Annotated in this window: 14 protein-coding genes; 4 read left to right on the top strand and 10 right to left on the bottom strand. The window is 45.2% G+C overall.

Features of this window, described 5'->3' with window-relative positions; all coding sequences use genetic code 11:
- The first annotated feature begins 62 nt into the window (after positions 1-62).
- Positions 63-1,481, top strand: a complete 1,419-nt coding sequence (locus KO473_RS12485; protein WP_032539586.1) for an ATP-dependent RecD-like DNA helicase — start codon at positions 63-65, stop codon at positions 1,479-1,481.
- A 96-nt stretch (positions 1,482-1,577) separates the two neighbouring features.
- Here the strand turns inward: KO473_RS12485 and KO473_RS12480 are convergent, their stop codons facing one another.
- The 8 genes from KO473_RS12480 to KO473_RS12445 form a co-directional block, all read right to left on the bottom strand.
- Entirely contained in the window at positions 1,578-3,311 is a 1,734-nt protein-coding gene (locus KO473_RS12480; protein WP_122130284.1) for a SusD/RagB family nutrient-binding outer membrane lipoprotein, read from the bottom strand.
- Between the two features lie 21 nt (positions 3,312-3,332).
- On the bottom strand, positions 3,333-6,749 hold the full coding sequence (locus KO473_RS12475) for a SusC/RagA family TonB-linked outer membrane protein (protein ID WP_216035124.1): 3,417 nt from the start codon (positions 6,747-6,749) through the stop codon (positions 3,333-3,335).
- A 330-nt stretch (positions 6,750-7,079) separates the two neighbouring features.
- Positions 7,080-9,350, bottom strand: a complete 2,271-nt coding sequence (locus KO473_RS12470; protein WP_216035123.1) for a GH92 family glycosyl hydrolase — start codon at positions 9,348-9,350, stop codon at positions 7,080-7,082.
- 336 nt (positions 9,351-9,686) lie between these two features.
- Positions 9,687-11,954, bottom strand: coding sequence for a GH92 family glycosyl hydrolase (locus tag KO473_RS12465; protein ID WP_122130282.1), 2,268 nt, complete (start codon positions 11,952-11,954; stop codon positions 9,687-9,689).
- Between the two features lie 29 nt (positions 11,955-11,983).
- Positions 11,984-12,982, bottom strand: a complete 999-nt coding sequence (locus KO473_RS12460; RefSeq protein WP_005818319.1) for a FecR family protein — start codon at positions 12,980-12,982, stop codon at positions 11,984-11,986.
- A gap of 52 nt (positions 12,983-13,034) precedes the next feature.
- A complete protein-coding gene (locus KO473_RS12455) occupies positions 13,035-13,589 on the bottom strand; it encodes an RNA polymerase sigma-70 factor (protein WP_005818320.1) in 555 nt (184 codons plus the stop codon).
- Between the two features lie 15 nt (positions 13,590-13,604).
- Complete coding sequence (locus tag KO473_RS12450; RefSeq protein WP_005818322.1) at positions 13,605-15,806, bottom strand: GH92 family glycosyl hydrolase; 2,202 nt, start codon at positions 15,804-15,806, stop codon at positions 13,605-13,607.
- A gap of 501 nt (positions 15,807-16,307) precedes the next feature.
- On the bottom strand, positions 16,308-17,501 hold the full coding sequence (locus KO473_RS12445) for a multidrug effflux MFS transporter (protein WP_005818324.1): 1,194 nt from the start codon (positions 17,499-17,501) through the stop codon (positions 16,308-16,310).
- A gap of 149 nt (positions 17,502-17,650) precedes the next feature.
- On the opposite strand from KO473_RS12445, the gene KO473_RS12440 reads away from it, so the two are divergent.
- Positions 17,651-18,505, top strand: coding sequence for an AraC family transcriptional regulator (locus tag KO473_RS12440; protein WP_005818326.1), 855 nt, complete (start codon positions 17,651-17,653; stop codon positions 18,503-18,505).
- A 247-nt stretch (positions 18,506-18,752) separates the two neighbouring features.
- On the opposite strand, the gene alaS is transcribed toward KO473_RS12440, so the two are convergent.
- Positions 18,753-21,371: an alanine--tRNA ligase gene (gene alaS / locus KO473_RS12435; protein WP_005818328.1), complete on the bottom strand. Its 2,619-nt coding sequence runs from the start codon at positions 21,369-21,371 to the stop codon at positions 18,753-18,755.
- 103 nt (positions 21,372-21,474) lie between these two features.
- Between alaS and KO473_RS12430 the strand changes: the two genes are divergently transcribed.
- Positions 21,475-22,443, top strand: coding sequence for a M23 family metallopeptidase (locus KO473_RS12430; protein WP_005818329.1), 969 nt, complete (start codon positions 21,475-21,477; stop codon positions 22,441-22,443).
- A 13-nt stretch (positions 22,444-22,456) separates the two neighbouring features.
- Complete coding sequence (locus KO473_RS12425) at positions 22,457-22,822, top strand: MerR family transcriptional regulator (RefSeq protein ID WP_005784840.1); 366 nt, start codon at positions 22,457-22,459, stop codon at positions 22,820-22,822.
- Between the two features lie 48 nt (positions 22,823-22,870).
- Here the strand turns inward: KO473_RS12425 and KO473_RS12420 are convergent, their stop codons facing one another.
- Positions 22,871-25,117: a bifunctional (p)ppGpp synthetase/guanosine-3',5'-bis(diphosphate) 3'-pyrophosphohydrolase gene (locus KO473_RS12420; protein WP_122130281.1), complete on the bottom strand. Its 2,247-nt coding sequence runs from the start codon at positions 25,115-25,117 to the stop codon at positions 22,871-22,873.
- Positions 25,118-25,182: the final 65 nt, after the last annotated feature.

Here is a 25,182-nt window from a genome sequence, read left to right as displayed (position 1 = left end):
GCAAAAATAAAATAAATAAATCTAATTAACGATAGTTCTTGTAACTTTTTTCTCGTACAAAAATGATAAATAACTATTTAGAGCGGCAAATTAAGGAAAATTTTTCTTATCAGCCAACTTTTGAGCAAGAAATAGCTGTAAAATCTCTTTCAGAGTTTCTACTTTCTACGGCTAATGAGACGGTTTTTGTGCTTCGTGGATATGCAGGAACCGGAAAGACTTCTCTTGTCGGAGCCTTGGTGAAAGCGATGGATAAGTTACAACAGAAATCAGTATTGCTGGCGCCTACGGGGAGGGCAGCTAAGGTATTTTCTGCTTACGCGGGACATCCGGCTTTTACCATTCATAAAAAGATATACAGACAGCAGGCATTTTCGAATGAAGTAAGTAATTTTTCAATCAATGATAATCTTACCACCCATACATTATATATTGTAGATGAAGCTTCCATGATTTCGAATGAAGGTTTGTCGGGATCTATGTTTGGTACGGGGCGGCTTTTGGATGATCTGGTCGAGTTTGTTTATTCCGGTGCAGGATGCCGTTTGCTGTTGATGGGAGATACAGCCCAGCTGCCTCCGGTAGGGGAAGAGCAAAGTCCTGCACTTGTTACAGAGGCATTGAAAGGATACGGACTGAATGTGACAGAGGTCGATCTGACACAAGTGGTGCGTCAGGTACAGGCATCTGGTATATTATGGAATGCGACTCAAATACGCCGGTTAATTGCTGAAGAGGAGTGTTACTCGTTGCCTAAGATAAAAGTGAGTGGATTTCCGGATATAAAGGTAGTGCCCGGTGACGAGCTGATTGAGACCCTGACCGGATGTTACGAAAAAGATGGCATGGACGAGACGATTGTGGTATGTCGTTCCAATAAGCGGGCCAATATATATAATAAAGGTATACGTGCCCAGATTCTTTACCGGGAAGATGAACTGAATACGGGTGATTTGCTAATGATAGCGAAGAATAATTATTACTGGACTGAGAGGTATAAAGAAATGGATTTCATAGCGAACGGAGAGATTGCCGTGGTTCGCCGGGTGAGACGTACTCGTGAACTGTATGGTTTTCGGTTTGCCGAAGTGGTTCTTTCATTCCCGGATTATAATGATTTTGAAATTGAAGCAAACTTGTTGCTGGATACACTCCATTCGGATGCCCCTGCCTTGCCCAAAACAGAAAATGACCGGCTTTTTTATTCCGTACTTGAGGACTATGCGGATATTACTGTCAAGCGGGAGCGAATGAAAAAGATGAAAGCAGATCCGCATTACAATGCTTTGCAGGTAAAGTATGCTTATGCAGTGACTTGCCATAAGGCACAGGGCGGGCAGTGGCAGAATGTTTTTCTCGATCAGGGGTATATGTCGGATGAATATCTGACGCCGGATTATTTCCGCTGGCTATATACAGCTTTCACACGTGCATCGAAGACACTCTATTTGGTGAATTATCCGAAAGAACAAATAGAGTGACAGGAGTATACATAAAAACAGGGAACCCTTAATGGGCTCCCTGTTTCTCTTGTGTAACCTAATCTATTGTCAGTGCATGAATATTAATCTCGTTGTTTAGCGGAAATTGTTTGGAGTAACGTAATTGCCTCCATTATCATTGGTGTCGGCTACGTCCCACCATAAACGAGTTCCTTGTGTATCTACATCTTTCGGACGGTTCGGGTTGGACACTTCGCTATCCGGGTATCTCAGGCGTTTGATGAACTTGCCGTTTGCGACTTCACCCCCTGAGTTGTTGCCTCCTTTAGGTGTTTTCATGTAGCGGGGATAGTCTGTACGGCGGAACTCTGCCCACCCTTCATTGCCATTCGGATATACGGCAATCCATTTCTGGGTGATGATCTGCTCCAGTTGTGCTTCTCTGTCACCACTCTTGAAAGCTTGTAATCCTTTCAGTCCTTCCATATACTTGTTGATCTTCTCCTGACCTTCTTCGTCAGCGCCAATCTGATAGTAGTTGAAGGAAGCTTCGATGCCTTCCTTATATAATTCTTCAGCTGTTCCATTTGCACCTGCCCATCCGCGGAGAGCGGCTTCTGCCCGAAGGAATAAACTCTCGGAGTAACCCAGCCATACAATTTCACGTGCGTAGCACCACCAATGTTTACGGTCGAGTTTCTTCTGGTCTTGCTTGATGAATACGCGACTCGGAGAATAAGTGGTTGTATAGCTACCTCCCAATGAAGTTTCACCATTTTCACAACCATTGAAATCTTTCGTCATATCCTCTTTGGGTTCGGTTAGATTAAGATTTTCAAGGGCAGTCGGTCTCCACCACAAGATTTCGCAACGCGGGTCGAGAATGGTGGATTGTTCTTTGTAAGCTCTTTCCATTTCTTTGGATAACACTACGTTGGCACTCCAGTTGTACAGAAGTGTGTAGATGTTTTCGTTGCCACCCGTTATGTATGAATACTTGGGAGTCTGCTTCATGTTGTCGTCATCGTTTTGCATCAATCCGGCAGGATCAGTCATTGCTTTCTCACCCTGTTCTTTAGCCAGTTGAGGATCTACATTCGATACACGCAGTGCCAATCGTAAGCGAAGGGTATTGGCAAAACGAAGCCATTTGTCTTTGTCACCTCCAAAGCACTTATCGTTTTCACCCAAGCTGTATTGTGCGGCAGATGGGGTGTTATGGAGTGCAGTGATGGCTTGGTCGAGCATCTTAAAGATGACGTCATATACATCTTTCTGATCCATATACTTCACTTTTTCGTCTGTAGGCATTGCACCCTTTACGTAGTATTCCAATGGAATGGCTCCATAAGTGTCTGTCTGCATAGAGATCAGGAATGCGTAGTAGATGCGAGTGATATAGAATGCGTTATGATAGCGTTCCTTTCCACAGAACCAGAATGTTTTGATCAACTGGCTGTACTCTTCTACTGTACGATTATCGTAGAAGTGTTCCCAACGTTTTTTGGACCATCCGTCGTTATATCCGTAAGTAGGTGAGTTGGTTACGAATCCGCTGACATTGTTTGCAAAGTAAGCGGCGTAGATGTCATGGGTCAGATTGGTAGTAACCTGATAGTCGTTATACACTCCTTCGTAAGTTAGGTTGGCAAATACTGAACCGATGGCACTTTCCGTTCCTTGAAGGCTTTTCAGCGCGCTTGGTGTCAGTTCGTAGTCAATATCGATTCCGTCGGGGGTGGCACCGATTATTTCCGGATCGTATACCGGCGCATAGGGGTCGGTATTCATTTCTTCGAAATCATTACATGCAGCCAGTCCTAAGAGGAGGGTGCACATGGCAAGTGATTTATATATTTTGAATTTCATACTATATCTTTATTTATAAAATTAGAAACCAAGGTTAACTGAGAATCCGAATGTACGGGTATAAGGTACGGCCATAAAGTCGATGGCCTGTGAGAACATGGTCGTATCGTAACCACCTTCAGGACTTGTTCCCGGAGTGTGTTTCAACAGATAAGCCAGGTTGCGTGCCACGAATGATACATTCAGCGAGTTGATCGGTGTCTTTTTCAACATGCTTTTAGGGAACGTATAGCCGATAGCCAATTCTTTCAGTTTGATGAAAGAAGCGTCATAGATAAAGTCTTCCGCGTTCAAAGCACCGTAATAGTTGGAAGCTGAAATCTTTTGGGTATTCGGTGTTCCGTCTTCATATACTCCGGGGAATATCATCATGAAGTTGTCGCTTTCACCACGATTCATGGTACGTTTGGCCATACCTGAGCCTGTAGCGTTCATTTCAGAAATAGAGATGATGTCACCGCCGAATTTCATATCGAACATGGCCGATAGTGTAAAGCCTTTGTAGGTGAATGACGGAGATACGGACATCAGCAAGTTGGGTTGGATATTTCCGATGGGTTTTGCCAGGCGTTCGTCAGCGTCAGTAGTAGTCATAGGCAGACCGTTTTCTTTGTTGATGATGATGTTGCCCTGTTCGTCACGTTTGTAAAGGGTCTTAGCATAAATTTCACCCAGTTTATGACCCGGACGTGCACCTACGTTGATCGGGAAGTTAGAGTCACCGTTGAAATAGATGTAATCTACACCTTCAGCCAGTTTCTCTACGTTCGATACGTTTTTGGCCAGATTGACATTTAAGTCGAAAGAGAAGTCTTTCAGTTGTACCGGTGTCGAGTAAATCATCATTTCGAAACCTTTGTTGGTAATTAAACCTGCATTTACCCATTTCCCGCCACTCCAAGGAGCTGCGGCAGGCACTTTCATGATCTGGTTTTTCGTACGGCTGTAATAATAGGTAAAGTCAAATCCCAGACGGTTGTTGAGGAACTTCATATCCAGACCTGCTTCGTAGGATGAAGAGATTTCCGGTTTCAGTTGGTCATTCATCTTCACGTTCGATTTGCTTGGGATCAGTTCACCCTTTTCGAACTTGAATCCGTAGGTGTTATACAGTTGATACGGATCTGTATCTTTACCTACTTGTGCTGCCGACAGACGTACTTTGGCAAAAGTTAACCAGCTTGGTAATGTCTTGTCCAGTGAACGGACAAAATCAGACACGACGAAACTCAAATTGGCAGACGGATAGAAGAAAGAGTTGTTCTTCTTTGGCAGTGTGGACGACCAGTCGTTGCGGGCAGTCAGGTCCAGTGACAGATACTCTTTCCAGGAGAGTTGCAGAGATCCGAAAACAGAGTTAGTAGCACGTTCATGGCCCGTTTCTCCCGCTGTGTTCAGCATATTGGCTGCATTGAAAATCCACTGTCCTTTATCAAGCATATTGCGTACACCGGCATTCAGTGACTCGTAGTTCTGGTACATGAAGTTACCGCCTACAGTGAAGCCCAGACGGAAATTGTCCGTCAATTGTTTGTCACCCATCAATACAATTTCCGCGTTCGATTCGAAGAAGTTCTGTTCTTCACGGTTCATTTCATCGTCTGTGATATCTTTGATACTGCTTTCGCCGTTGATACCGTCACCCGCATTAGTTTCTTCGATTCGGGTACGATAATAGTCGAATGCATACTTGGCGGATAGGTGCAACCAGTCGGTAAAGTTGATTTTCATTCCATAGTAACCGAAGGCTCTCCAACGTTCGTCAGAGTTGTGGCGTTGGTTCAGAACGTAATAAGGATTGCGGATACCGGCAGTAGGCCCTGTCCAGTTCACGTGTGCATTGCCGGCTGTGGAGTATTGTTTCAGATCGTCCAGACGGATATTGTTAGGAATACCCATCAATTGAGCGATGGCTCCGTATGTACCGAAATAGGGGCGATCTTCTGCTTTGGTGCGTGAAAGTGAAATCTTTCCATCCATAGAAAGATACTTGTTCATTTCCATTCCGGCATTCAGGTCAAGGTTGATTCGGTTCAGTTTTTCGTTCGGGAATACGCCTTTGTTGTTTGAACTACCAAAAGAAGCGCGGAAATGTGATTTGTCTGTAACGTTACTTACAGATACATTGTGGTTCTGTGCGAAGCCGGTATCAAAATAATCTTTCAGTTTGTTTCCGTATTTGGAGAAAGCGTATGTGTCGCCGTTCCAGGCTTTCTGCATGCTTCCGTCCAATACCGGTCCCCAGCTTGAGGAGTCTGTCGGATCATATTTCGCGTAATATTGAGACAGCGGATTCTTGTTCTCATCCTGGGTCACAATGTGTCCCTGTCCATAGCGATCCTGCATCTCGAGGGTTTCGGCTACTTGACTCCAAGTGAAGTTACCGCTATAGCGCACTCCGAAACCGTCTTTCTTGCTGCCTTTCTTAGTAGTAACCAAGATAACACCGTTACCGGCACGTGAACCGTAAAGAGCGGCGGCATTCGGACCTTTCAGTACAGAAATCGATTCGATGTCTTCGGGGTTGATATCGACGGAAGAACCACCGCGGTCAACACCGCCGTAGTAAGTAGCATCCGAGTTATTGTTATCGCTAAACGGCACACCGTCTACAATCCAGAGTGGTTGGTTGTTGTCAGCCAGAGACGAGTTACCACGAATCGTGATCTTGGTAGAACCGCCAAGACCTGTACCGGCCGTGTTCATTTGCAGACCGGCTACTTTACCTTGCAATGCACTGGTAACCGAAGGGTCTCCGGTCTGGTTCAGTTGGTCACCTTTGATTTCCTGTACGGCGTATCCCAACATTTTCTTTTCACGTTTGATACCTAAAGCCGTCACAACCACTTCACTGATCATCTGGGTATCTTCACTCATGGTTACGTTCAGGATGCTTCCCTTTGCGGGCAGTACTTGTTGTTTGTATCCGATATAGGAGAATACGATTTCAGCTTTCGGATCGTTGACCGTCAGGGTGTATTTACCTTCCAAATCGGTAATGGCTCCTGTGCTGGTACCTTTTACGGATACGTTTACACCGATCAGTGCTTCGCCGTTGGCATCTACAACCGTACCGCTGACCTGCCGTTTGACCGAGGTTTGTGCCGGATCCTGCTGTTTGGCAGCCTGAGACAGATAAACAATGTTATCTTCGATTTTGTATGTCAGGTTTTTGCCTTTAAGTGCAGCGTTCAGCAGTTGTTCCAGACTTACATTCTTTACTTCCAGATTCTCAATCGGCATGTTCGACGATTGATCGTCATAAAAGAATTGATACTTAGATTGGGATTGCACTGTCTTGATCACTTGCCCCAATGTAGTGCGGGGAGTCGAAAATGTGAATTGTGCGAATGACCACTGAATAGGAGCAGCAGCCAAAAGAATAACCAGCGATGCTTTGAGCAGCTTGGGTCTTTGAAACAGAGTTTTGTTTTTCATTGACTATAATTAAATTAATTAGTTAACTTTAAAAACATACAAGGTTTAAGCATGGTATTTATAATATAAATCAAGTGGCTTTTGTGCCCTTGATGTTAATAAAACAAGTATCCCGAAAGAAACACTTACTTCAGTTGCTGACTTTTTTGAGATTTATTTAGGAGGGACTTTCGAAGGGGGCTTTTCTCCCCTTTATTATGGGATGGGGGCGACTCAGTTTAATGAGTAGGAGGATATTCAGCCTAATGAGTAGGGGCATTCCCATTGGGTTGAGTCGATCCACCATTTAAATGGAGGTGGATCGACTGCCTCTAAGACAAGTGGAGTTGCTTATTTCTCTTTTGAGAATGAATACGGAGCGTCTTCTTCGCTAATACCTCTGTTGAGATTAGGCTGTGATCCCATCTTGAACTCAAGGATTCCACCTTTCAGCAAATCGTCGTGCTTCAAATAGTTCCGTGATGATTCCTTTCCATTCATACGGAGCGATTCAATGTACAGGTTTTCTTTACTGTTGTCCGGTGCATCTATCACGAGATTATTGCCGTTCTCAAAATGCAGAGTTGCCTTTTTAAAAAGGGGAGCTCCTAAGACATACTCGTCTGTACCCGGACATACGGGATAAAATCCGAGTGCGGAGAATACGTACCAGGCAGACGTCTGCCCGTTGTCCTCGTCACCGCAATAGCCGTCAGGTCCCGGAGTATACATGCGGTCCATCACCTGACGAAGCCAGTATTGTGCTTTCCAAGGTTGTCCGGCATAGTTATACAGGTAAATCATGTGTTGTATCGGTTGGTTGCCATGCGCATAGTTGCCCATATTCATCACTGTCATTTCACGAATCTCATGAATCACCTGTCCGTAATAACTGTCATCGAACACCGGCGGAACGGCAAATACGGAATCGAGCATTGTGATAAACATCTTTTTACCTCCCATCAGATCGATCAGGCCTTGCGGGTCGTGAAATACCGACCAGGAATAATGCCAACTGTTGCCTTCTGTAAAAGCATCACCCCATTTCAGCGGAGAGAACGGTGACTGGAACTGTCCGTTTTCATTGCGGCCACGCATCAGTTTGCTTTCTTTGTCGAATACATTCCGGTAATTCATGGCACGTTTGGCAAACTGTTCGATTTCTTTTTGGGGGCGGTTCAATGCTTTACCCAATTGATAGATACACCAGTCATCATAGGCATACTCCAATGTACGGGCGGTGTTCTCATTGATTTTCACATCATAAGGGACATACCCCAGTTTGTTGCAATATTGATAGCCCAGACGTCCGGTAGAAGAGACCTCCGGATGCACGTTTTTCGTACCGTGAATCAATCCCTCGTACAGGGTCTTCACATCATCTACCTTCACTCCTTTCAGATAAGCATCTGCCAATACTGATGCCGAATTATTGCCAACCATGCAGCCTCTATGTCCGGGACTTGCCCATTCCGGGAAGAAGCCGCTTTCTTTGTACGTGTTGATGAGTCCCTCCTGTATCTCTTTGTTTACCGAAGGATACATCAGGTTCAGGAATGGGAACAAGCAACGGAATGTATCCCAAAATCCGGTATCGGTGTACATATATCCGGGAAGCACCTGACCGTTGTAGGGACTATAATGAATCGGTTGACCGTCCGCTGTCAGTTCATAGAATTTACGGGGAAACAGGAGAGAACGGTAAAGACAGGAGTAGAATGTACGGTACTGATCCAGATTGCCGCCTTCTACTTCTATTTTGCCCAATACATGATTCCAGGCATCATTCCCTTTCTGTACCAGTTGTTCAAAGGAGTCGTTGCCTAACTCTTGCAGATTCTGAGTCGCTTGTTCGAAACTGATGAACGAAGAGGCTATGCGGGCATGTACGATTTCGCCTTTCCGGGTGCGGAAACCGATGACAGCTCCGGTATGATCGGCTTTCTGTTCCAGACTGCCTTCTTCCAGTTTTTTATCAGCGAAAGTGCCTTTGTAAGAGAAAGGCTTATCGAACTCGATGACAAAGTAATTTTTGAAGTTCTCGGGTACTCCGCCACTGTTACGGGTGGTATAGCCGATGATTTTATTTTCTTCCGGAATTACTTTTACGTAAGAACCCTTGTCGAACGCATCTACAACAACGTACGAATGCTCGTTTTCGGGAAAAGTGAAGCGGAACAGGACTGCACGCTCCGTCGGGGTCATTTCGGTCACGACATCATGTTCGGCCAAGTATACTTTATAATAGGCCGGAGTGGCAACCTCGCCTTTGTGACTGAACCAACTGGCACGTTTTTCTTCGTCAAACTCCGGTTTGCCTGTTATGGGCATGATGGAGAACTGTCCGTAATCGTTGATCCAAGGACTGGGTTGATGGGTTTGTTTGAATCCCTTGATTTTGTTGGCTGTGTACGTATATTGCCATCCGTCTCCCATCTTACCGGTTTGTGGTGTCCAGAAATTCATTCCCCACGGGCGGGCAATGGCGGGATAGGTGTTCCCGGTTGATAACTCGAAAGAGGACTGTGTTCCCATCAAGGGGTTAACATATTGGGTCCAGTCTTTGGCCTTAGCCATCAATGAGCAAGCTACAAGGCAAGCGGTCAAAAGAATTTTTTTCATGGTGTGAATAAGAGGTCTCGGAGACGTGTCAAATCTTGCCACAGAAGACACAGAGCAAAAGCAAAGTCATGGATGATTCATATGAACACTCCGTGCGACCCTGTGGTGAAAAGGCTTTTGATATAGCTCCGGACCTTTTTTATTAAATGAATATTATGTAATTTCTATCTACTATGATTACATGGGGCTGTGTTAAAACTCTTTTTACCACGGAGTAACACAGAGTATCGCAGAGCTTTTTGCTAATAATCAGTAACTTAAATCACCTCTGTGCTACTCTGTGTCCTCTGTGGTGAGTTTTGACACACCCTCTCTGTTCCCTCTTCCTGAGAGAGATTAGGGTTGCGGTCGCCGATCTGTCATCTCAATTTCCAGTGTACTTCCCGCCACAATGTCATCATGTGTGAAGAAAGGCTTTTCCAGCGGTTCCCCGTTCAGCTTCATGCTTTTGATATACTTATTCTTTTTAGAGTTATTCTTGGCTATTACTATAAATTTCTTTCCATCAGGCAGATTGACCACAGCTTTGTCAAATGCAGGGCGTCCTATGGAATAAACCGGTTTACCAGGACATACCTGATAGAATCCCATGGAGTTCAGTACATACCAAGCGGACATTTGGCCGCAATCTTCATTACCCGATAGTCCGTCTACGGTATTGGCATATTGACTGCGGTATACACTGTCTACCAATTTCTGAGTTCGCCATGGGCGGTTCACGTAGTTGTACATGTGAATCACGTGATGGCTTGGTTCATTTCCATGTGCATATTGGCCGATCAGTCCGCTGATATCCGAAGAGATCGTTTCGCCCTCCAGTGAGGAGTCGGCGGTAAACAGAGAATCCAGTTTGCCGACAAAGGCATCTTCACCTCCCATCAGTTTCACCAAACCTTCGATATCGTGGGGGACAAACCAGGTCCACTGCCAGGCAGTTCCTTCGCAATAGTCGTCGTTGCGGTGAGTAGATGAACGTGGGTTGAACGGAGTGCGCCATTCCCCCTTACTGTCCAGTCCCCGCATAAAACGGGTTTCCGGGTCGAAGTAGAATTCATAAGCTTTCGCAAAGCGGGCATATTTATCCCGGGTGTCATAGTCATTCAGTGCATCGGCAAAGATTGAAATGCACCAGTCATCATAAGCATATTCTAATGCTTTGGCAACCGATTCGTTTTCGCGGTCGCATGGCACGTAACCGATCGAGTTTTTATAATATTTTGCTTTCGGCATCAAGTGAGGCAGCACCAGGGCAGGACATTTGATTCCTGTCGTATCATATTCAGCCGCACGTACACACGCACGATAAGCCTCCTGAATATCGAAGTTGCGGTCACCTTTCATATACGCATCTACAATAACAGGAACAGCATGGTAGCCAATCATTGTACCGGTATAATTGGAAGCCATGTCCCACATCGGGAAAATCCCACCTTCCTGTTGCTTTTTGATCAGAGAACGTATAAAGTCATTGTTCAGGTCCGGATCGATAATGGTCATCAACGGATGAAGTGCACGGAAAGTATCCCACAGTGAGAAGATGGTATACATCGGATTAAGCGTGTCACCTTGATGTACTTGTAGGTCCATGCCCAGATAGCGTCCGTCTACATCTGTAAACAGGTTTGGGCTGACGGCAGTGTGATAAAGTGCGGTGTAGAAAATGGTCTTATCATCCTTGTCATTCGTGGTGATATCTATCTTCGACAAAGTTTTGTTCCATGCTTTGCGTGCTTCCTTACGTACTCCGTCAAAGTCCCAATCGGGTATTTCTGCTTCCACATTTTTGCGTGCGCCTTCTATATCCACGGCGGATATTCCGACTTTTACAAATACTTGTTCGTCTTTTGCCGTGTTAAAGTGTAGCAGTGCTTTGCAGGTCGGCAGTAATTTACCTCCTTCGTCAAGCGCCATCGAGTCGGTTACCAGTGTATAAGTGAAAGGTTTTGAGAATTTTGCATAAAAGTTGATGTATTGGTCGAAGGCCCAGTACATTGTTTTCTTTCGTCCACAAATTTCGGTAGGGCTGATGACTTCTATCTCCATCTCTTTATTGGTCTGTCGTTGCAGGCTATAGTCAAAATCGAGGATGAATCCGGCTTCTCTACTTTCCGGGAAAGTGTATCTGTGGATGGCTGCCCGTTTGGTTGCAGTTAGTTCGGCCTTTACCTGATAGGTGTCCAGGAAAACGGAGTAATAGCCCGGTTCGGCAGTCTCGTTCTGGTGTGAAAAGCTGGAAGCATAAGCCATCTTCTGGCTCTGTGAACCTGTTGGGAGATATTTCTGTTCGCCTACCGTAGGCATCAGCAGCACATCCCCATAGTCACAACAACCGGTTCCGCTCAGGTGGGTGTGTGAAAATCCGTTGATGGTAGAGTCTGCATAGTAATAGCCCGAACAAGCGTCCCACCCATCTATACGGGTGTCCGGGCTGGGTGAAATCATGCCATGGGGCAGGATAGCGCCCGGAAAAGTGTGGCCGTGTCCGCCGGTACCGATAAATGGGTTGACATAGGCTGCATAATCAGTTATGTCCGGCGAGTTTGTGCAGGAGTTCAGAGACAATAAGCCTCCTAAACATCCCGCCAGGAATGTTCTAAATCTCATGGTACTATATGTTTATTTTAATTAGTTGTTTACTTGTTACGTGAAGAAATAAAAATATTATCTCCCACGATCTTATAACTGATTGGTATAGAGTTGTCCAGTGATTGGAGTACAGACTCTATATTATCTTTCTTTTTCAGTACACCCGAATAAGTTTTGTCTGACTTTATATCGGGTGAGAGAATGATCTTCACATCATAAAAACGTTCCAGTGTCCGGGTGATGGCAAAGATGTCGGCTTGTTCAAACGGAATCAGGTCATTGTGCCATACGGCATCCAGTTTGGCATCTACCTGCTTCACTACCAGTCGGCGGGTTGTTTTATTCAGTTCGGCTTTTTGTCCCGGCGAAAGGATGATCATTCCTTCCTCATTGTTGCCTTTAACCTCTATTTCTCCTTCGATTAATGTCGCTTCCGCCAGTTTGTGGCTTTTGTCACACTTGAAGTTGAAAGTCGTGCCCAATACTTTGATGCGCATCGCTTCACTTTTTACGATGAAAGGACATTGGCGGTTTTTAGTGACCTCAAAGTAGGCTTCTCCGTCAAGGAATACATCTCTTTCGGTATTGGAGAACTCTCGTGGATACCTCAGCGTTGCCGACTGATTCAGCCATACCTTACTGCCATCGGGCAGTACTATTTCCTTCACTTTTCCGTCCGTAGATGAAGCTGTTATCATATCCCGGGTGGGGTCAGCCTGGTAATATAAATATCCGCCTCCGGCACCGACCATCAAAGCCAGTACGATGATGGCTGCATATCGCATCCATTGGTGCATTCTGATAACCTTGCGGCTATGTGCCTCCTCCTGAGCCAGCTTTTTGCATAGTCGTGCTTCTGCCCGGGCTGTTCTTTTCTGATCCGGGAAGCTGTCGTGTCTGCCCAGATGATATACCTCCTCCATCCGGAAAAGTCGGCGGGCATTGTCATCTGATTCCTTGATCCAAGCGTTTACTCTGGCAAAATCTTCGTCAGAACATTCGCCCGTCAGATATCTCATCAATATTTCTTCGCTCAGATTATTCATCTTTTCTTTTTCATTATATAATAGAAACAACTAATTCTTTAAAAACACTTATCTATTTGATAAAAAATAATAGGAATAAAAGCCATAAATGGCTAAGACGGCTGCGTAAGAACTTCAGCGCCTTGTACATGTGGGCTTCTACCGTGCGTAAAGATACTCCCATTACGTCAGCTATCTCTTTGTTTTTCATTTCGTGCAGGTAGCTCAGTTTGAATACCTCCTTACATTTGTCCGGCAGTTCATTGATGGCTTCGTAGATTTCGTTCCGCAATTCACGGTCTTCTATTCGCCGGATAACTTCGTTGTTGTCCGGTTGGTAGAATTCAGCCCGTTTCTGGTTGATTTCTTCCACAGCGGCGCAGTATCCATCCTCTATACTGCGATGTTTCAGCACATTCAGCGCCCGGGTATATACCGCCCGGTAAAGGAGGGCCTGGATTTGGTCACCTATCACCATGGAGTCTTTTCGTCTCCACAGTTCCACAAATACGTCTTGAACCACGTCTTCTGCTTCTTCGTCACCCACCAGGCGGGTGGCGTAGAATATCAGGTTCGGATAGTATTTGCGAAACAGTGCTTTGTAGGTTATGTCAAATGTATCGTCCATCTTTTTAGCTACAGATTACCTCTTTTTCCCCATCTCAAATTCAAGGGTTGCACCACTCATGATCTGTTCATGTGTAATATAACTCTTATCATAGGGTTTCCCATTCAACTTGGTTGACAGGATATAAATGTTTTCCTTGTTGACTGCGGGAGCTTTGACAGTGAATGTTTTTCCGTTGCCGAGGTGCATTTGTATTTCCGGGAAAAGGGGAGTGCCTATCTCATATTTACCGCTTATCGGATCGACGGGATAGAATCCCATAGCGCTGAATACATACCAGGCAGACATTTGCCCGCAGTCTTCATTACCACAAAGTCCGGCAGGAGTGTTCTGGTAAAGTTCGTTCATCACTTTGGCTACATACTCCTGAGTCTTCCAAGGCTGACCTACTGCATTGTATAAGTAGATGACGTGGTGGCTGGGTTCATTGCCGTGTGCGTATTGTCCGATCATTCCGGTGCTGAACAGAGGAAGTTCGTCATCAGCCGAGGGATGGAAGGTGAACATGCTGTCCAGCTTTTGGGTAAAGCGTTCTTTTCCTCCGACCAGGCTGATCAGTCCGTCTACATCGTGTTGTACTGACCAGAAGTATTGCCAGCCGTTGCTTTCACAGATGTGAGGAGTATAAGCGTCTGCTTCAAAGTCTTTCTGGAATTCTCCTTGGTCATCACGTGGCTGCATAAACGAGGTGGCAGGGTTATACACATTGCGATAGTTCTGCGACCGCTTATAAAATTCGTCCGCAATCTCTTTCTTTCCCAGCTTTTCTGCCATACGGGCTATGCAGTGATCATCGTAGGCATATTCCAGTGTTTTAGACAATGACCAGTTTTCGGCATTATAACTGTCTCTTTCATTGAAGGGGACATAGCCCAGTTTTTTGTAAGCACCTATTCCGCGATAGTTGTCCAGATTGGCGGTAGCTACACAAGCTTCCAATGCCTTTTCCGGATCAAAGTTGCCTATACCTTTCAGATAAGCATCCACAATCACGGGAACGGCATGATAACCGATCATCATGTCTGTTTCACTTCCATAAAAGTTCCAGACCGGCAGGCGACCGTTCTGTTCGTAGAATGCAAGGAATGATTTCACCATGTCGTTCACCCGTTCCGTTTCGGTATAGGTAAATAGAGGATGTGCGGCACGATATGTATCCCACAGTGAGAAAGTGCTGTAGTTCACCCATCCGTCTGCTTGATGTATCTTTTTATCCGGTCCGTAGTAAGCACCGTCCACATCGCTGTAGATGGTGGGGGCAAGCATACTGTGGTACATTGCAGTGTAGAAGTTTACCCGGTCGTCTTCGTTATCACCTTTGATTTCTATTTTAGAGAGCTGCTTATTCCAGTTGTTGCGGGCAGCCTCACGGTATTTTTCAAAATCATTTTCAGGCACTTCCGCTGTCAGGTTCTTGGCGGCTCCTTCCATGCTTACACCTGACAGCGCTGTATTGACGAGGATCTGTTCACCGTCTTCCGTGTCAAAGTCGAAACGGGCTACAGTAGCGGTACCTATTCGTTTACCATCTTTCAGGATGGCGGTAGTATCCATCTGTACGGCAGCAAAAGGCTTGGAGAAGCGGGTGCGGAAGTATACGTGTTGATTTCGTGCCCATCCGTCGGAAAAGCGATATCCCTGAATAGTCACCGAATCTATTACTTCTATGTGAGAGTCGTTGGTGAAGTCCCAGTTCATAGCCTTTTTCAGGTTGAGGAAGATAGCGGCTTTGGCTTCAGGAAAAGTGTAACGCTGAATGCCGCATCGTTCGGTTGCCGTCAATTCGACGTTGATACCGTAATCTTTCAGCAGTACCTGGTAATATCCTGCCGTGGCGCTTTCGTCCTGATGGGAAAATTTCGAGTAGATGCCCAACGGAGCTTCTGCTTCTTTGTAGGGCAAGGTGACAGGCATAAACGAAATGTCATATAAGTCTCCGGCTCCCGTACCCGAAAGATGAGTATGGCTGAACCCGGCAATTGTGCTGTCGGGATAGAAATATCCTGAAATGCGGTCCCAGCCGGGCAGTCCGTTGTCCGGACTAAGCTGAACCATGCCGAAAGGTGCTTGCGCTCCGGGATATGTATTACCGGTGAAGTCTGTTCCGATAAATGGGTTTACATATTGTGTGTAATCAGTGCTTGTCTGCTTGGGGGCAGACGTACAGGCTGTGAATACGAATAAAAGAATAAATGATAAATGAAAAAATGCTTTCATGCGGCTTGGGTTAGAATTTTAGTAATTGATTGATTCAGTGTACAAAGGTAGAGAATATAAATGTAAAACGAAAGAACTTGTGTGTGGATTGATTCGTCTTTTTGTTTTTCGGTTCGTTATTACTGGGTAGGAGGACTGCCATTCTAAACTGCTGAGTGTAGACAATACATTTTCCGTTTCGGTTATCTCTTCTTTGTGTTTTGAAAATAGATATGTATAGATAAAGTATTGCTGCCACTGGGCGATCGAATGTATAAGTGTGATTTGTGCAGAGTTCCTATAGGTGGTTTAAAGGAAGGGAATCATTGGTTTAAAACCGAAGGGGCATTGGTTTTAAAGGAAGGACCTTTTGCTTTTAAACTAATATTTGGGCAGTTAAAGGTCTGTTTATAGGTGAATTGTAATTTATGTTACGCTTCGACTTTATCTTCTGTAAGTCGTATTGGATTTGGAACTTCCTTTTGACGTTTGTCAGGAAAAGATATTTGAATGTGAAAGTTTTCAATGATATAGCAGTCCGGAGGGCTGAGCGGATCGTGACAATACATATCGCGTGCACGCATAGGTACAAACAGAACCTGCTAAAAACAATATTCCGGTAGAGGTCATCATATCTCCTAAGCTTACAAGCGGCGATACGATACCTCCGAATGCAAACCCGGTGGCTCCCAAAAGTGCCGAAGCAATGCCTGCATTCCGTCGCTCACACTCCATGGCTAACGTGTTGGATGCCGTAAAAGTCATGCCAATCATGGAGAGTAGAGCGAAGATCAATAGCTCGTAGATCCAAAAATCACAACCCAGAGGTAAGAACACCATTAACAGTGCAGATACTGACAGCATGCCCCGGCTTCCTATATATAAAGCTCGTTCCATAGTAGGCAATTTTATCGATATTGCTGAAGAGATAACCATTGCTATCGCATTGGTTCCAAAGCAGAGGCTGAACGATAGGGGAGAGAGTCCGTAGTGTTGCTGCATGATGAATGGTGCAGAAGAGATATTGGCAAACAATATTCCCATGGTAAAGCCATATTGCAGGACGTAGCCTACATAACGGCGGTTGCGGAGGACTTCCCCAAAACGATGGTATAGGGCTTGCCAACTCACAGCCTGTCTGTGTTCTGTCGGAAGCGATTCATTCAGGCGCAGACTTCCGGATAGGAGAGCCACTCCCATAAGGAATAAGCAGATAAAGATGCCTTGCCAGCCTGTTATCTGGGCCAGAATACCTCCTCCGATGGGAGCAACGACTGTAGCAATTCCGTTTATTCCCCCGATAATGGCGAGCATACCGGCCAGTTGGTGTCCCGAATACTCGTCGGTAGCTATGGAGCGGGAAATCACGACACCACCTGCTCCGGCAATGCCTTGTAAGAATCGGGATACCACAAATAGTGAAATGGTGTGTGAAAAGATACATCCCAGCGTAGCGAGCAGGAACAGAATCATAGCCAGAAGTAATGGAGAACGCCGTCCGTACTTGTCACTCAGGGGACCGAAGATTAATTGTCCGGCAGCCAAACCAATCATACTGGTGGTGAGTCCTAATTGTACCATGGAAGATGAAGTCTGGAAAAAATCTGCCATAGCTGGCAGGGTAGGCAAATACATATCCATTATAAAAGGACCGAAGGCACTTAATACACCTAAAAATAATAATAAGAACCGTCTGGAATTCTGTCTGTCAGTCATTGCTATTCTCTTTGATCAATACAGTCGCAAAATTACTTCATTTGTTAGGAACCGGACGTAGGCTAATCTGTACAAAATATGTTGTTTTCAGAACAAAATAGTCCGAATACAAAAAATAAACCTACATTTGTTGCCTAAAACAGACTTTTATGAAAACAGACCAATTGCTTGCCGATACGAAAACGATCCGATATGAAGAGACAGATCTGACTTCTTTGATATCGACTCCATATCATTTCCGGTGTGGTATCTATCTGATTTGTACGCGGGGGGAAGCCGTTGTCTCTACCGGTGTGCAGAAATATATATTTAATGAACAGACAGAACTGATCTTCCTGACCGGTAGCTTGCTGCAAGTGCTTGAAGCTTCCGAAGATTTGCAGGTGAAAATGTTGATGTTTCCTAAAGAAGCATTTCTAAATGCCATGTTACCTATTGATACACCCTACTTTAATTATACTCACGAACATCCCTGTTACCGCCATACTGCTGACGAACGAAGTCAGAAGACTTGGCGCCAGATCAATTTGTGGATGGATATGGCACAAATGTTGTTTACCGAACCGATGCCGCAGTTCAGAGGACAACAAGAGCACAATTTTTTGCAAAGTTTGCTCATGTGGCTGTTTAATACGATTCCGGAGAAGTTGGCTGTCAGCAAGCAATATAGCCGTACTCAATTACTCTGCCATCGGTTTATGCAATTGATCCGCGAATATAGTATGCATGAACATCAGGTAGCTTTTTATGCCGGAAAACTTTGTATATCGTCTCGTTACCTGCATAAAATTACAGTTCGGCATTTAGATGGAAAGAAACCCAAGCAGCTTATTGATGAACAGTTGGTGGCTGAAATAAAAGTGCTGTTGAATGAACCCCGTCTATCTGTAACAGAGATAGCTGAGCAACTGCATTTTCCGGATCAATCCTATTTGACACATTTCTTTAAGAAGAATACAGGTATCTCTCCAAAAGAATTTCGGGCGATAAAGAATCTCGGATGAGGATGAGTCTGCCCACTCTTTTCCGTTATTGTAATAGTGGGAGTAGAATAAAAAAGATAATTCTTGCTTTTCCCGGGGGATAAAGTGAGTTTGTGATATGGACATTCGATGAAGGGGAATGAATAGAAAGAGTCCGGTGCAGTACCGGACTCTTTACTCGGAGAGTCTATGATGTTTGATCTGACTTCCAGATTTATGTGGAAACTTTCGGATAGTGTGGTTCCCTTCTCGTGGAAAGTCGGGACTTTTAGATTCCTGCCAGTTCCAGTACCTTTTCAACAGCAGCGTTCAGTCCGTCCGGATTCTTACCGCCGGCTGTCGCGAAGTGAGGTTGACCGCCACCGCCACCTTGAATCAGTTTGGCAGCTTCTTTTACCAGATTACCTGCTTTCAATCCGCCTGCAACCAGATTATCGCTGATCATGACTGTCAGCATTGGCTTGTTGGCATCAACTGTTCCGGCTACAAAGAACAGGTTTTCTGTAATTTCACCACGAAGTTGGAAAGCGATGTTCTTCACTACTTCGGCGGGCATCGGCAGGCAGAACTTAATGACTTTAATGCCGTTAGTCTCTTGTACATTCTTCAGCAGGCGTTCTTTGACGGCGGCTTCTTTCTCTTTCATAAAGTCTTCCACCTGTTTTTTCAGCCCTGCGTTTTCGTCGATATACTTACGAATGGCTACGCCAAGGTCGGGAGCATTGTTGAAAAGAGCTTTCAAGTCGCTCAAAGTATCCTGGATCGTATCCAGCATTTCTTCTACGCGAGCTCCGGTATATGCTTCGATACGGCGTACACCGGCAGCTACCGAACTCTCTGAGATAATTTTTACCATACCGATGTTTCCGGTAGCGGCAACGTGAGTACCTCCACAGAATTCAATGGACGAGCCGAACTGGATAACACGTACGTGGTCACCATATTTCTCGCCGAACAGGGCGATTGCCCCCAGTTCTTTCGCTTCTTCAATAGGGATGTTGCGATGTTCCTGCAATGGAACATTGGCACGTATCTTTGCATTTACCAAATGCTCCACTTTGCGGAGTTCTTCGTCTGTCACTTTCTGGAAGTGAGAGAAGTCAAAACGCAGAGAGTCCGGTGTAACCAATGATCCTTTCTGCTCTACATGTTCGCCTAAAACTTCACGGAGCGCTTCGTCCAGCAAGTGGGTAGCCGAGTGATTGGCTGCACAAGCGGCACGTTTGTCTGTGTCTACACATGCCATCATCGGAGCTTCCGGATGTTCGGGCAGTTTCTTCGTAATATGTATCGGAAGATTATTTTCTTTCTTGGTGTCGATTACTTCGATAGTCTCGAATTCGTTTACCAATACACCGGTGTCGCCCACCTGACCACCGCTCTCTGCATAGAACGGAGTGTAGTCCAGTACGATCTGATACAGGGTCTGGTTTTTCTGTTTCACCTGGCGATAACGCAGGATGGAAGTTTCGTATTCCGTGTAATCGTAACCTACAAACTCAGTAGTTCCTTCTTTCAGTATGATCCAGTCACCTGTCTCTATGGCAGCTGCATTGCGGGCACGTTGTTTCTGCTGTTGCATTTCGGCATCGAACTCTTCGACATTGACTGTCATACCGTTTTCACGCAGAATCAACTCTGTCAGGTCGAGTGGGAAACCGAATGTATCGTATAATGTGAAAGCGTCTTTACCGCTGATTTCCGTCTTTCCGTTAGCTTTCGTGTCAGCCATTGTTTTATCGAGCAGGCGGATACCGGTTTCCAAAGTACGGAGGAATGATTCTTCTTCTTCTTTGATAACCTTTTCGATCAACTCTTTTTGAGCAATCAGTTCCGGATAGGCATCTCCCATGCTGTCAATCAGAACCGGAAGCAATTTGTACATAAATGCCTGTTTCTGTCCAAGGAATGTATATCCGTAACGAACGGCACGACGCAGGATACGACGAATCACATAACCGGCCTTGGCATTCGACGGCAATTGTCCGTCAGTGATTGAGAAAGCAATGGTACGGATGTGGTCGGCAATAACACGCATGGCAATGTCGTTCTGTTCATTTTTGCCATATTCCGTTCCGGCCATTTGGGCGATTGCTTTAATCAACGGCTGGAATACGTCCGTGTCGTAATTGGATGTTTTACCCTGCAAAGCCATGCACAGACGTTCGAATCCCATACCGGTATCAATCACTTTTGCCGGAAGCGGCTCAAGAGTGCTGTCGGCTTTGCGGTTGTATTGCATGAATACAAGATTCCAGATTTCGATAACCTGGGGATGATCGTGGTTCACCAGGTCGCGTCCTGAAATCTTGGCGCGCTCTTCTGCAGGACGAAGGTCGATGTGGATCTCCGAGCAAGGACCACATGGACCTGTATCACCCATTTCCCAAAAGTTGTCATGCTTGTTGCCGTTGATGATATGGTCTTTGGGAAGGAATTGTTCCCAGATGGAAGCTGCTTCGTTATCACGTTCCAGCCCTTCTTCCGGGCTGCCTTCGAATACTGTTGCATACAGGTGTTCCGGATTCAGTTTCAGGACGTCTACCAGATATTCCCATGCCCAACTGATAGCTTCTTTCTTGAAGTAATCGCCGAACGACCAGTTACCCAGCATTTCGAACATGGTGTGATGGTAGGTATCGTGTCCTACTTCTTCAAGGTCATTGTGCTTGCCGCTTACACGAAGGCACTTTTGTGAGTCCGCGACTCTGTGGTATTTCGCCGGGTGGTTACCCAAAATAATATCTTTAAACTGGTTCATCCCTGCATTGGTAAACATCAGGGTGGGGTCATCTTTAATCACCATTGGAGCCGAAGGAACAATCTGATGTCCTTTTGACTCGAAGAAATTCTTAAACGAATCTCTGGTTTCTTTTGCAGTCAACATACTTCTATATATCTATTGTTGAGGTTAATATTCTAAAAAAAGCAGTGCAAAGATAGCTTGTTTTTATTATTTTTGCCGTATTAACAAGCGAAATATTTATAAGATGCGCAAAGTTTACTACATCTATAATCCGCAAACGCAGACTTATGACCGGATTTATCCGACTGTCCGACAACGGGCGCTGAGCATTCTCCGCCGTCTTTTTATAGGAATGGGACTGGGAGCCGGCAGTTTCATCATTCTGTTACTGATTTTCGGTTCTCCCTCGGAGAAGGAGTTGCGGAAAGAAAATAGCCAACTCTTGGCGCAATATAACGTACTCTCTCGTCGTCTTGACGAGGCGATGGGGGTGCTTCAGGATATCCAGCAACGTGATGATAACCTCTATAGAGTGATTTTTATGGCCGATCCTGTTTCACAGGCTATTCGTCAGGCCGGTTATGGTGGTACGAACCGTTACGAACAACTGATGGATATGGCTAACTCAAAGTTGGTGATCAACACTACCCAAAAGATGGATGTACTGAGTAAACAGCTTTATATCCAGTCCAAGTCATTTGACGATGTAGTGGCAATGTGTAAAAATCATGATCAGATGCTGAAGTGTATTCCCGCCATCCAGCCTATATCCAATAAGGACCTTCGGAAGACAGCCTCCGGCTATGGGACACGGATTGATCCCATCTACGGAACAACGAAGTTTCATGCCGGCATGGACTTCTCGGCACATCCGGGTACGGACGTGTATGCTACGGGTGATGGTACGGTTGTGAAAATGGGATGGGAGACCGGTTATGGCAATACTGTTGAGATTGACCATGGCTTCGGATATCGTACCCGCTATGCCCATTTGCAGGAGTTTCGTACAAAACTGGGCAAAAAGGTTGTGCGTGGTGAAGTTATAGCCGGGGTAGGAAGTACGGGAAAGAGTACCGGTCCGCATTTGCATTACGAAGTGCACGTTAAAGGACAGGTGGTCAATCCGGTGAACTATTACTTTATGGATTTGAGTGCGGAAGATTATGAACGGATGATTCAGATTGCCGCGAACCACGGTAAAGTATTTGACTAAAAGAGAAGAAATCATGCAAAATACGGAGAGAGACCTGAAATTATATTACTCTATCAGTGAAGTTGCCCAAATGTTTGATGTCAACGAGTCGTTGCTTCGCTTCTGGGAAAAGGAGTTCCCGCAGATATCTCCAAAGAAAGGGAGTCGTGGCGTGCGCCAGTATAGGAAAGAGGATGTGGAAACCATTCGCCTGATCTATCATTTGGTGAAAGAAAGAGGAATGACTCTGCCCGGAGCTCGCCAGAAACTGAAAGATAACAGGGAAGCGACGATCCGGAATTTTGAAATTATCGACCGTTTGAAGCAGATTCGTCAAGAGTTGATCGGAATGAGGGATGCTTTGGATGGGTTTTCAACAAGACGGGAAGAGGAGCAATGAGTGGCTGTTTAAGCACTCATTGCTCCTCTTCCCGTTATTTACTGTTTATTAGTTTTCTACACGTGTCACCGACTTTATATTCGGAATCTTGCGCAGGTTGTTGCAAATAGCTTTTACATCTTCCACATCGTGCACATACAATTGGACCTTTCCTTCGAAAATGCCATCGTCGGTTTCCATATTCAACTTTCGGATATTTACACTCAACTGGCGTGAAATAACTTGTGTGATTTCATTCAATAGGCCTACATTATCTATCCCTTTAATATAAATATATACGAGGAACGAAAGTTTTTTGTGCGTATCCCATTCAGTGGCAATGATACGGTTGCCGTAACTGCTTTTCAGTTTAGCCGCTACCGGACATTGGCGTTTGTGGATGATGATGCGGTCGTTTTCATCCATATATCCCAGTACGTCGTCACCGGGGATGGGATGACAACATTCGGCCATGATATATTTTTTTTGCAGGGCATCTTCCGTCAGTTTAAGAATCTGTTTGGTATTAATCTTCTCTTTTTCTTGCGGTTCTTTTTCTTCCTGCTGTTTGTCTTTATTGTTGTTGCCAAAAGAGAAAGTCAGATACTTCATCCAGTTACTGCTTTGCTTCTCCTTCAGTTCATTCTTGTCGGCGTCTCCCAATACGATGGTTTTGTTGCCGATGGCTACATGGAATTCTTCTTCATTCTTCATGTTATGCAGTTTGCATAACTTCTCGATGATAGCTGCTTCCGGACGGATCTCTTCTTCCTTAAAGAATTCGTTCAATAATTCTTCTCCTTCTTTCTGGAAGGTTTTTCGTTCTTTACGCAGAATAGCTGCAATCTTTGCCCTTGCCCTTGCAGTAGTGGCAAATACTTCCCATTGTGGCTGTACACGTTGCGACTTGGATGTCAGTATCTCTACCTGATCTCCACTTTGTAATTTATGGCTTAGGGGTACCAGTTTATGATTGACTTTGGCGCCGATGCAATGGCTTCCTATATCTGTGTGCAGGGAGAATGCAAAATCCAGCGCAGTAGAGTTCTGTGGCATGGTTTTAAGCTCTCCTTTCGGAGTGAAGACAAAAATCTCCGAAGCAAATAAATTCAATTTGATTGTATCGAGGAAGTCGATGGCGTCCGGTTGCGGATCGTCGAGTATTTCTTTAATGGTACGCAGCCACTTTTCCAATTCACCTTCATCTTCGCTGCCTCCTCCTTCTTTATATTTCCAGTGGGCGGCAAATCCTTGTTCGGCCACATCGTTCATCCGTTCGCTACGTATCTGGACCTCGATCCATTGTCCGTTGTTTCCCATCAAGGTGACATGTAGTGCCTGGTATCCATTGGCTTTCGGGTGGCTCACCCAGTCGCGCAGGCGGTCGGGGTGGGGTTTATAGATTTTAGAGATTGAAACATAGATGTCAAAACAATCATTCAGTTCCTCCTCCATATTGCGTGGTTCGAAGATAATTCGTACAGCCAGCAGGTCATAAATTTCTTCAAAAGGAACATGCTTGGTTTGCATTTTGTTCCAGATGGAGTAGATTGATTTCACGCGTGCCAGGATACGGTATTTTAGCCCCATCTTATCCAGTTGCTCGCGTATCGGGGCGGTGAATTCATTAAATACCTTGTCACGTTCGGCCGCTGTTGCGTTCAGCTTTTCTTCAATTTCCTGATATTCTTCAGGATGTTCATATTTGAAACTGAGGTTTTCCAGCTCTGTTTTAATCTTATACAGTCCCAGGCGGTTGGCAAGAGGTGCATAAATATACAATGTTTCGCCTGCGATTTTATACTGTTTGTTGGGTAACATAGAGCCGAGGGTACGCATGTTGTGCAGACGGTCGGCTATTTTGATCAAGATCACCCGGATGTCATCGGACATGGTGAGCAGGAGCTTTTTAAAGTTCTCTGCCTGTGCCGAAGCGCGGTCACCGAAGATACCTCCGGAAATTTTAGTTAGCCCGTCGACAATTTGTGCGATTTTAGCTCCGAAAATGTTTTCGATATCTTCTACCGTATAGTCAGTGTCTTCTACGACATCGTGCAAAAGGGCAGCACAAATGGAAGTCGAACCAAGCCCGATTTCGTTACATACGATTTTTGCGACGGCAATGGGGTGCATGATATAAGGCTCCCCGGAGCGTCGTTTGATGCCTTTATGTGCCTGATTGGCAAAATTAAAGGCCTTGGTTATAATCTCAATACGTTTACGGTGCTTGGTAGCAAGATAATCGTTCAGCAATTCTTGAAAAGCTTGTTCAATCATCTGCTCTTCAGCTATTTCTTTCTGGTTCTCAGTGTCCATAATTTAGTCCTTTCGTTCCTTTTCTGCAAAAATAATCAAATTTAAACATCAGGCAAGCGAAAGGG

The organism is Bacteroides sp. HF-4919 (assembly GCF_018860125.1).
Note: the sequence above shows the minus strand (reverse complement) of the source record. Positions and strands in the feature narration are given on the sequence as shown.